General features: G+C 69.9%; 9 protein-coding genes. All 9 read left to right on the top strand.

Annotated features, from left to right (window positions below; all coding sequences use genetic code 11):
- The first annotated feature begins 112 nt into the window (after positions 1–112).
- A complete protein-coding gene (locus ABZY11_RS10440; protein ID WP_356478746.1) occupies positions 113–1036 on the top strand; it encodes a hypothetical protein in 924 nt (307 codons plus the stop codon).
- Between the two features lie 594 nt (positions 1037–1630).
- The gene (locus ABZY11_RS10435) at positions 1631–2857 is read left to right on the top strand and encodes an ATP-binding protein (RefSeq protein ID WP_356478745.1); all 1227 of its coding nucleotides are present in this window, start codon (positions 1631–1633) and stop codon (positions 2855–2857) included.
- On the top strand, positions 2854–3258 hold the full coding sequence (locus ABZY11_RS10430; RefSeq protein WP_356478744.1) for a roadblock/LC7 domain-containing protein: 405 nt from the start codon (positions 2854–2856) through the stop codon (positions 3256–3258). The genes ABZY11_RS10435 and ABZY11_RS10430 overlap by 4 nt, the downstream gene beginning before the upstream one ends.
- Positions 3255–3629 (top strand): DUF742 domain-containing protein, encoded by a 375-nt coding sequence (locus tag ABZY11_RS10425; protein WP_356478743.1) that lies wholly within the window; start codon positions 3255–3257, stop codon positions 3627–3629. The genes ABZY11_RS10430 and ABZY11_RS10425 overlap by 4 nt, the downstream gene beginning before the upstream one ends.
- Positions 3604–4194 carry an ATP/GTP-binding protein gene (locus ABZY11_RS10420; protein WP_072487819.1) on the top strand — a complete coding sequence of 197 codons (591 nt, stop codon included), beginning with the start codon at positions 3604–3606 and terminating at the stop codon, positions 4192–4194. Before ABZY11_RS10425 ends, ABZY11_RS10420 begins: the two co-directional genes overlap by 26 nt.
- Positions 4195–4308: 114 nt before the next feature.
- Positions 4309–5700, top strand: coding sequence for a cytochrome P450 (locus ABZY11_RS10415; RefSeq protein WP_356478742.1), 1392 nt, complete (start codon positions 4309–4311; stop codon positions 5698–5700).
- A gap of 383 nt (positions 5701–6083) precedes the next feature.
- A complete protein-coding gene (locus ABZY11_RS10410) occupies positions 6084–7214 on the top strand; it encodes a cytochrome P450 (RefSeq protein WP_356478748.1) in 1131 nt (376 codons plus the stop codon).
- Positions 7211–8020: an enoyl-CoA hydratase/isomerase family protein gene (locus ABZY11_RS10405; RefSeq protein WP_356478741.1), complete on the top strand. Its 810-nt coding sequence runs from the start codon at positions 7211–7213 to the stop codon at positions 8018–8020. The genes ABZY11_RS10410 and ABZY11_RS10405 overlap by 4 nt, the downstream gene beginning before the upstream one ends.
- Positions 8021–8938: 918 nt before the next feature.
- Complete coding sequence (locus tag ABZY11_RS10400; RefSeq protein ID WP_356478740.1) at positions 8939–9562, top strand: CAP domain-containing protein; 624 nt, start codon at positions 8939–8941, stop codon at positions 9560–9562.
- Positions 9563–9729: the final 167 nt, after the last annotated feature.

The following is a 9729-nucleotide window of genomic DNA, read 5'->3' as shown; positions in this document are numbered from 1 at the left end:
TGCACCCGCCCCCCAGGGTCCGGTTTGACCGGTACCTGCCATGCGGTGACGCGTGTACAGCCCCGTTCCGGTCCACCGGAACGGGCAACGCTCCTCAGGAGGAAAAGACTTGATGAAGCGCAGCATGACCGGACGCCGGGCGGCCCGTGCGGCGGCCGTTCTCACGGCGGCGATGGCCATGGCAGTGGCGGCGGCTCCACTGTCCGGCACCGCGCAGGCCCACGAGGCGGTCTCGGGGTCGCTGGCGTTCAGCGGCGAGGAGGGCGAGTTCGTCTCCGGCGGGCAGTCCCAGGAGCTCACGGCCGGGTCGGTCGAGATGTTCGACGTCTCGGGGCCCACCGCCCAGAGCGCCGTAGGCGTCACGATCGTCACCCCCGAAGGCAAGCGCTGGTCCCTCCACCTCCAGGCCCCCGAGGGCCAGAAACTGACCGACGGCGCCACCTACACCGGGGCCTCGCGCTGGCCCTATGCCCAACCGGAGGACCCGCAGTTGGAGTTCGGCTCGGACGACCGGTGGTGCAACACCAGCACCGGCTCCTTCACCGTCTCCCACATCTCCTACGGCCCCTACGGCTACATCCGCGAGCTCGACGCCACCTTCGAGCAGTACTGCGACGGCTCCACGCTGCCCCTGCGTGGCGAGGTACACGCCCGCACCGCCGAGCCCCCGGCCGAGCTGGCCATCGGTCTCGGTCCGAACCCCGAGGGCAAGGTCGACACCAAGACCGGACAGGTCACCGTCGGCGGCACGGCGACCTGCAACAAGCCGACCCGCATATCGCTCTCGGGCCTGGTCGCACAGACCCAGAAGACCGGCGAAGCGGTCGGCAGGTACGAGGGCGAGGCGGTCGACTGCACCCCGGGCGCCCCGGTCCCATGGAACGTCACCATTCCCGTCACTGCCATGGAGCCCGGTCTGACCTTCCGTCCCGGTACCGCCATGTTCCGGGGCTTCGGCGCGGCGGACGACCGCGACTACCCGGCCACCGTCAACGCCGGTGACAACACCACTCAGATCACCCTGGTCAAGTCCTGACCGACTGACACATGACGTGACGCATCGCGGGTGGGCCCGCCCGCGATGCGTCACGCCCCCGCCTCCTCCGTCCCGGCACTACGATTGGCCCTCATCGCGGGGAAGGGCTGAACGATGCGCGAAGAAACGGGCGTTTGAGAAAGAGGCATCGAGGAAGCAGGCGTCACCGTACCGGTCGATGTGGACGGCCGGGCGGGAACCGGACTCCGACGAGCGCGCTCGTTATCGTGGAACTGCTTCCCGAGGACTTGTGCCGGCTCGCTGCAGCGGGCACGGATCGCAAGGCCGGTCCCCCGGTCCCGTAGCACATTGCCGCCGGCCGTCGTCCCGCCGACCCGGTTGTGAACATTCCGCGCCAAGAGTGCAACTGGCGTGTCGGTCTTGACAATTGCCCGTCTGACCGATGTTAAGATCATCTTACTTCCAGTGGGCTGATGGCGTATGGGGGCATTCCGGGAGGGATGAACTCCTCGGCCCCACATCCGGAGGGGCCTTCCCCGGGTGGCACAAGCCGTGGCTCGACCAGCCCCGCGCCTGTGGCACTTGAGGGAGCGTCAAGCCGTATCCATAGCCATGGCACTTGAAGTGAGTTTCATGACATTTGCACAGGGCCCTCTCCTGTGGGCACTGGTTGTCGTTGCGCTGGTCGCCGTGGGTGCCGTTCTGCGGGCTCGCAAGACCAACATCGGGCTGCGCAGACAGAACGCCGAACTCCATCAGCAACGCGACATGTTGCAGCGTCAGCGGGACGAACTCCATGTCGTCCACACCGGTCTGGCGCACCAGCACTCCGCCGAGCTGGCCGAGGTCCGCAAGGACGCCGAGGAGGAGACGAAGGCGGTCCTCAAAGCCGCCGTGCGCACCCTCCAGGGGCTCGCGGACGAGCAGCAAGTGGTCATCGAGAACGCCCAGAAGAAGTACGGCAACGACCCCGGCATGCTCGCCGACCTGATGGCCATCGACCACGCCAACAGCCAGTTCGGACGCCGGGCGCAGGGCATCGCGGTGCTGTGCGGCGGCTGGCTCGGGCGCCGGGAGACCGTCGCTTCCGTCTTCGACGTGGCCCGCAGCGCCCAGGGCCGTATCCGGCAGTTCGACCGGGTGCGGGTCAACGGGCAGGTGAACTTCTCGGTCGTCAGCAAGGCCGTGGAGCCCGTCGCGGTCGTCCTGGCCGAGCTGCTGGCCAACGCCACCAACTACTCCGCCCCCGGCACACCGGTGGAGATCAACATCCAGGCTGTCCCCACCGGCGTCTGCCTCATCGTCGACGACGCCGGTCTCGGCATGGGCCAGGAGGAGAAGGACCGCGCGGCGGCTCTCCTCGCGCCGCAGGCCGCGATCAGCGTCTCCAGTCTGGGCATTCCCCCGCAGTTCGGGTTCGCCGTCTCCGGTGTGCTGGCCGCCCGGTACGGGTTCAAGGTCTCGGTGGACTCCGTATCCCCCTATGGAGGCGTACGCGCGGTGGTTCTCCTGCCCGACGAATTGCTCACCGGCGACGTCCCCTCGCCGCCCCCGGTCGCCGTCGGCCACCGCGACGCGGACGTGGCGGCCCTCCCCCGGCGTCAGGCGCCCGCGCCGTCCCCGACACCTCTGTTCCCGCCGGCCGCGCAGCCGGTCCCCGCTCCGCAGCCAACCGGGCCCGCCACCACCGCCGGTGGCCTGCCCAAGCGTCGTCGCAAGAGCCCGGTGTCGGTGGTGCCGTCGGCCGAGCCCGGTCCGGTGCGCAGCAACGAGGAGACCGCTTCCCGGCTGGGCGCGTTCCAGCGCGGAACGCGGTCCGGGCGTGACATGACGACGACGGAAGGACCCGAGTTCCAGTGAACCCCGATCTGTCCTGGGTACTCAACGATGTGCTTCAGGTACCCGGCGCCCGGCATGCGATCCTGGTCTCCGCCGACGGTCTGCTGCTGGCCAACTCCAGTGAGATCGGCCGGGACGACGCGGAGACCGTGGCGGCCGCGATGAGTTCCATGCAGTCGCTGAGCCGGGCCGTCGCGCCCTTCATCGGGGCCCAGGCCCCGGGCCGCTGGCGTCAGACGCTGCTGGAGTACGACCACGGCTGGATCTTCCTGATCGCGGCGGGCACCGGCGCCTACCTGGCGGCGGCCGCCGCGGCCGATGTGGACATGGAGGCCATGTCCTTCCGCATGCAGCAGCAGGTCACCGCGCTGGGGAAGGCGATGACCACACCTCCCCGCCAGGACGCGGGAATCGACATATGACGACGCCGGGCGAGGAGCAGCCGGTCAGCAGCGGGTTCGTCCGGTCCTACGTCATCACCGGCGGGCGCGGCCTGCCCGATGCGGAGGGCCTCTCCCTCGTCACCCTGGTCACCATCGCACCGGACCGGCAGCCGCCCCCGAACGCGAGCCCGGAGGTCCGGGCCATCTGGGAGCTGTGCTCCGGCGGCTATCTTTCGGTGGCCGAGGTGGCGGGCCACCTGGGCCAGCCGGTCGGTGTGGCGCGGCTGCTGCTGAACGACTTAGCGGAACAGGGTCATCTGATGCGCCGCAAGGCGCCACCGCCGGCTCAGCTCGTTGACAGGAAGATCCTCGAAGAGGTGTTGCATGGACTCCACGTCCGGTTCGGCTGACAGCATCTATGTGCCGGACGCGGTGCGGCGTGCGGCGAAGATCCTCGTCGTCGGGCACTTCGCCGTGGGCAAGACGACGCTCATCGGCACCCTCTCCGAGATCACTCCGCTGCGTACCGAGGAGCGGATGACGCAGGCCGGCGCGCACATCGACGACCTGCGGGGGGCACCCGACAAGGTGACCACGACGGTCGCGCTGGACTTCGGCCGTCTGACGCTCAGCGACGAGCTGGTGCTGTACCTGTTCGGCACGCCCGGCCAGCAGCGCTTCGTCGAGCTGTGGGAGGACATGGCGCGCGGCTCGCTCGGCGCGCTGCTCCTCGTCGACCCGGCCCGTCTCGCCGACACCTTCCCGGTGATCGACCTGGTCGAGACGTACGGGCTGGAGTACGCGGTCGCGGTCAACAGCTTCGATCCGTACTCCCGGCATGCCGAGGAGGAGTTGCGCGAGGCGCTCGATCTGCTGCCGGACACCCCGGTCGTGTACTGCGACGCCCGGGACGAGAAGTCATCCGCGCAGGCCCTGATCACTCTGGTCCAGCACCTTCTGGCACACGTGGCCTGAGAAGCTGTCGCCCGGCCGCCGTTCGGACGGCCCTGGTCGGGCGATGGCTCTCGGGCCCGTTCTCCGTCCACCGTCCGGGCCCTTCGGGCCCGCGATCACATCGAGGAATCACACATGGACTCGTCGCCGGGATCCACCCCGTACAGCGCCCCCACCGGGTGCCCGATGCGCGGTGAGCGCCAGACGTCGCTCTACGGGCCGGAGTTCGCGTCCGATCCGCAGCGCGTGTACGACGAATTCCGGGCGCACGGACTCGCTGCTCCGATCGAGCTGGCCCCCGGCGTGGAGGCCACCCTGGTCGTGCAGCACGAGGCCGCGCTCCGGGTGCTGCAGAATCCGTCGTTCTTCGCCCGTGACGCGAGGCGCTGGGCCGCGCTGCGGGAGGGCCGCGTTCCGCTGGACAGCCCGGTGCTGCCGATGATGGCGTACCGGCCCAACTGTCTGTTCACCGACGGCACCGAGCATCTGCGGCTGCGCAAGGCGGTCACCGAGAGCCTCGGCCGGCTCAACACCACCCGGCTCAGCCGGGATGTGGAGCGGATCGCCGACTACCTCATCGACCAGTTCATCGAGCGCGGCAGCGCGGACCTGCTCGGCGACTACGCCAAGCTGCTGCCGCTGCTGCTGTTCAACCAGCTCTTCGGCTGCCCCGGCGACATCGGCGACCGGCTGACCCGCAGCATGTCCGCGATCTTCGACGGCGAGGACGTGCTCCGGGCCAACACCGAGCTGACCGAGTGCCTGATGGAGCTCGTCGCGCTCAAGCGGCGGCAGCCCGGCGAGGACATAACCTCCTGGCTCATCCAGCACCCGGCGGGGCTGCGGGACGAGGAGCTCAAGGACCAGCTCGTCATGCTGATGGGCGCGGGAGTCGAGCCGGAGCGCAACCTGATCGCCAACGCGCTGCTGCTCATGCTGTCCAGCGACACCGGGGGCTCGCAGCGGCGGGGCACCGGGATGCTGGTCGAGGACGCCCTCGACGACGTGCTGTGGAACAACCCGCCGATAGCCAACTACGCGACGCACTACCCGGTCCAGGACATCGACCTGGGCGGTGTGACGCTGAAGGCGGACACCCCGGTACTGATCAGTTTCGCCGCCGCGAACAGCGACCCCGCGCTCACCGACGCCCGCCAGACCCTGAGCAAGGGCGCCCATCTGGCCTGGGGCGCGGGCCCGCACGTCTGCCCGGCGAAGTCGCCCGCCCAGCTGATCGCCCTCACCGCGATCGAGAAGATCCTCAACACCGTGCCCGACCTCGCCCTCGCCGTGCCGCCCTCGATGGTCGAATGGCGTCCGGGCCCCTTCCACCGCGCCCTGGTGTCACTGCCCGTCCACTTCAGCGCCGGCCCGGCGCGCCGGACCACGACGCCGGCGACGCAGTCGCCCGTTCCGTCCCGGAATGCCATCCCGGACGAGGTGCCCGCCGCGCACTACGACCACGCGGAGCCGCAGAAGAAGACGAAGGGCTGGTGGAGTTCCTTCCTGGACGTGTTCCGGGTGTGACGAACCGGACACGCTCCGGGTGACGGACCGGACGCGTTCCGGCGGCGGGCGACTTGTACGTACAACCCGGTCTTTCGGCGGACCTTTCGGCAGCGCAACTGGAGTGACACAGGCGGGAATTGAGACACACGCGGCATGTGACAAGGGGCTGAGGCAGGGTTTCTCTGTGATACGGGCAACAACTATCCACGCATGGGTGGCATATGCGGAGGGGTAGGTTCTGCCGGTAACCATGAGCCCAGGTCAAGGAACTCTGCGTGAGCGCTATATGTGGCACAGACAGGCCCCCCGTCGACCGCCGTGCCCTCATCTCCCTCCTGAGACGTCTCAAATCCCCGGAGGGGCAGGCTGATCCCTACCCCTTGCTGGCCGATCTGAGGTCCATGGGCGATGTCGTACGCGCTCCCTGGGACGCGTACTTCGTCACGGGCTTCGACGCGTGCAGCGAGGTGCTGCGCGGCCGCAACTGGCTGGCGCCCGACTTCGCCTGGCAGGAACGCCAGGCGGACACCGAGCGCTGGGACGCCGTCGCCACCCAGGAGATGACCAAGACGCTCTCCCGTCTCAACGCGCCCGAGCACACCTGTCAGCGCCGCAGTCTCGGCAACCTCTTCGGCCGGTCGACCATCGAGCGGCTGACCCCGCGGGTCGAGGAGCACGTCACCCGGCTCCTCGACGAGCTGACCGACAAACTGCGCTGGGGCGAGGCCGACTTCGTCAGTACGGTCAGCGAGCAGCTCCCGATCAGCACCATCGGCTCCTGGCTGGGGATACCGCCCGAGGACTACGCCCACATCCTGGAGATCACCCACAACCAGGTGCACGCCCAGGAACTGCTGCCCACCAAGAGCCAGCTCGCCGTGTCCGCCGAGGCGACCGTCCATCTGCGCAGCTACTTCACCGACCTGGTGAAGCAGCGCCGGGCCAACCCTGGCAACGATGTCCTGACCGGCTGGATCCACACCTGGGACGCGCAGGAACCCGACCGCGAGGCGGCGGACGAGATCCTCTACCGGCTCACCATGTTCGTCACCATCGCCTCGCTGGAGACCACCGCCACGCTGCTGTCGGCCATGGTCGAGCTGCTCCTGAAGGAACCCGGCAGGTGGGCCTGGCTCCGGGAGAACCCCGGTTACATCGACGCCGTCATCGACGAGGTCCTGCGGTACGACCCGCCGATCCACATCAACACCCGGATCGCGGCCGACGACACCGTCCTGGCGGGCGTACCGATCGCCAAGGACAGCATGGTCCACGTCATGTACGGAGCCGCCAACCATGACCCGCGGCGCAACGAGGACCCGGACGCCTTCGACGTACGGCGCACCGGAACGCACCTGACCTTCGGGGGCGGGGTGCACTACTGCCTGGGCGCGGCCCTCGCCCGCCTGGAGGCGCGCACCCTTCTGACGCAGCTCCTGAAGCGCTTCCCCACCCTGCGCGCCGTCTCGCCGGCCGCCTATGCCTCCCGGCTGGTCTTCAGGCGGGTCACCTCGCTGGGCGTGGCGATATGAAGCTCTCGATCCCGCAGTATCTGTCCCAGTACCGCCGGGCGAGTTCGGTGCGCACCGAGCGCGAGGGCGCCGTCCTGCACGTGGAGCTGAACTCCCCCGCCACCGGCAACGCGGTCACCGAGGCGATGCTGGACGATCTGCTGACGGTCCTGGCCGTACCGGACCCCGACGTCCGGGTGCTGGTGCTCAGCGGGGCCGGTGACGACTTCTGCCTGGGCGGCGACCGGAACGAGTTCGCCGACTGGCTCGACGAGGACCCCACCGGGCGGGGCATCCGGATCGCCGGTGACAAGGCCCGCCGGGTCTGCGAGGCGATCTCCACCAGCCAGGCCGTCACCATCGCCCGGATCCAGGGCAAGGCGATCGGCGCGGGTCTCGCGCTGGCCCTCGCCTGCGATCTGCGCGTGGGTGCCGACACCGCCGGATTCCGGCTGCCGGAGCTGGCGCTCGGGCTGCCCACCGCCTGGGGCGGGGTACTGCCCCGGCTCATCCACGAGGTCGGCGCCGCCCGCGCCCGCGAACTCATCCTCACCGGACGTGCCTTCGGCGCCGCCGAGGCGCACGAGCTGTCGGTCCTTCAGCGCATCGTGCCCGAGAGCGAGCTCGACGCGGCGGTCACCGCGTGGACCAAGCCGATCGTGCGCCGCCCCGAGGCCGCCCTGCGCGTCACGAAGGCGCTGCTCAACTCGTACGCCGCGCCGACCCGGCTGGCCGACCCGTCCGTACTGGACGCGGAGCTGATGGCCACCGTCGCCGCGGCGACCCGGCGCAACCGCGACACCGGGGGGACCGGGGCGATGCGCTGAGGGCCGTCCCGTCGAGGTGGCTGTTCTTCTGGAGTCGGCTTCGCCGCCCTGCACCACGTTGACCGCGAGCCGGCTCAACGACAACTGCCCTCGCCCCGTGGACCGTGCCCCCCGCACCTGATCGCCGGACTGCACCTACTGGGCGGCGGCGGGACGGAGCCCGAAACGCATGGCGGCACCGTGGGTGGGAGATCGGCCGTTCCGCAGCCTCCTCCACTTCGCGCGACGTCCCGGTGGCCTTGTCGGGGTCGCGGTGGGACACCCGTCCGCAGTCGACGCCAGGTGCGGGGGGACAGCGGCGTCATCAAGCGCGGCACGGTGACGTTCACCAGCGCCATCATGAAGCGGGCCGTCGTCGACGACATCAAGCAGATCCCGTCCGGGACGGGCCGAGGTCTCCCGCCTTCCCCACGGGCCTCCGGTGGCATCGTCACGCCGCCGGGGGCCGAGTGCTTCCCGCGCCGGGGACCGGACCGGCCGTGGCTTCACGCGCACCGGACGCCGATGGTTGCACAGCCTGCCAGTGACATCGGACACAGCGCTTTTCCTGACTCAGTGCGCTGGTTAGTAGATGCCACGTCGGCGACATGGTGCCGTTTGTCCGCCTTGGCGGAGATATGGGCGCGCACACTCCGTCGGCATACGGCCCACCCGCCGCCCTCTCCCGTCCCGCGAGGGGAGAAAAGACTTCTGACGGTACGCCGGCTCCTCCCCGAAGCGTGCCGCCCGTCGCCTGCATGCCCGTGCGCCTGTTTCAAGCGCCGTCCGGACCTACGACCGGAAGTAGTAATTCCGCTTGTTGCCGCGCCTCGAAGGCCGTTCCAAGAATGACGACCGCAAGGCGCCTGCGAGCCCGGGCGCGGGAGCTGCGCGGAGCCGGCCGGAGCTGCTCCGCGACTATCGAGCGAGGTCACACGCATGAGGAAGCACCGCAGGAAGACGTCCTACCGGAAGATAACCGTCGCTGTCGTCGCCGTGGGGGCCGTGGGTGTGCCCACCGCCGCCATGGCCTGCTTCGCCCCCCACGAGAAGCCCGCCGCGGAGGCATGGCGGACCCACACCGCACACCGCACCGCGCACGGGGGCGCGGCGAAGCCCGCCGCGTCCACGACCACACCTGCGCCCGCCGCGTCCACGAGCACACCTGCGCCCGCCACTCCGGCGTCCGGTGCCGCCGCCCGCATACTGACGCTCGTCAACAGCGAGCGCTCCAAGGCCGGGTGCTCGCCGCTGACCATGAACGCGAAGCTGACGAAGGCCGCGCAGGACCACAGCGCGGACATGGCGTCCCACCGGAACATGTCCCACACCGGCTCCGACGGTTCGTCCCCGGGCGACCGGATCACGCGGGCCGGTTACCAGTGGAGTGCGTACGGCGAGAACGTCGCCTACGGCTACACCACCCCCGAGAGCGTCATGGCCGGCTGGATGAACAGCCCCGGCCACAAGCGCAACATCCTCGACTGCTCGTTCAAGGAGATCGGCGTGGGCCTCGCCCAGCCCGGTGACTACTGGACGCAGGACTTCGGAACGGCCCGATAGGACTTCGGAACGGCCCGGCGAACAGCCCGCTCCACCGCGGTCGCGCATGCGCGGCCCCGAGGAGCGGGCTGTTCGCGTCCGGGGTCCGGCCCGACGGCAGTCGGACACACGGCCCGGAGCCGCCCCATTCCCACTGCTGCCCACCGGGCGGGCCGCTTGAGGGATTC

This window comes from Streptomyces sp. NPDC006510, from assembly GCF_040611955.1.
Lineage (GTDB): Bacteria > Actinomycetota > Actinomycetes > Streptomycetales > Streptomycetaceae > Streptomyces.
Note: the sequence above shows the minus strand (reverse complement) of the source record. Positions and strands in the feature narration are given on the sequence as shown.